This is a genomic window from Geodermatophilus sp. SYSU D00779 (genome assembly GCF_054050595.1).
This window is the reverse complement of record NZ_JBJGZQ010000072.1, coordinates 1-836: the sequence shown is the minus strand read 5'-3', so window position 1 is coordinate 836 and position 836 is coordinate 1. Positions and strand designations below refer to the sequence as shown.

1 protein-coding gene is annotated in these 836 nt (G+C 73.4%); it reads right to left on the bottom strand.

Annotation, left to right across the window (positions count from 1 at the left end):
- The coding region (argJ, locus tag ACI79G_RS24945) for a bifunctional glutamate N-acetyltransferase/amino-acid acetyltransferase ArgJ (RefSeq protein ID WP_456883719.1) at window positions 1-836 on the bottom strand (836 nt) is incomplete at both ends.

Here is an 836-nt window from a genome sequence, read left to right as displayed (position 1 = left end):
TCGGTGGTGCCGATCGCGGCCAGCACCCGGCCCCAGTTCGGGTCGTTGCCGAACAGCGCGGTCTTGAGCAGGTTGTTGCGGGCGCACGCCCGCCCGGCGGTCAGCGCGTCCTCGACGCTGGCGGCGTTGCGGACGGTGATGGCGATGTCCTTGGTGGAGCCCTCGGCGTCGGCCAGCAGCTGCATCGCCAGATCCGTGCAGGCGGCGGTGAGCGCCTCGGTGACCTCCTCGACCGGCGGGGTGACCCCGCTGGCGCCGTTGGCCAGCACGATCACCGTGTCGTTGGTGGACAGGCAGCCGTCGGAGTCCACCCGCTCGAAGCTCACGCTGGTCGCCCGCTTCAGCGCGGTCTGCAGGACGTCGGCCGGGATGACCGCGTCGGTGGTGAGGACGACGAGCATCGTGGCCAGGCTGGGCGCGAGCATGCCCGCACCCTTGGCCATGCCGCCGACGGTCCAGCCGTCCCGGGGCTGCACCGTCGTCTTGGGCACCGAGTCGGTGGTCATGATCGCGCGCGCGGCGTCGGGTCCACCCTCCTCCGACAGCTCCTTGGCCGCGGCGGTGACCCCGGCGGTCAGCCGGTCCATCGGCAGCCGGACGCCGATCAGACCGGTGCTGCAGACCGCCACGTCGATCGCCCCGAGGCCGAGCTCGGCGGCGGCGTGCTCGGCGGTCGCGTGGGTGTCACCGAAGCCCTCGGACCCGGTGCAGGCGTTGGCGCCGCCGGAGTTGAGGACGACGGCCTTGACGCGGCCGCTGCTGAGGACCTGGCGGCTCCACTGCACCGGCGCGGCGGGGAAGCGGTTGGTCGTGAACACGGCCGCGGCGGCGTCGTC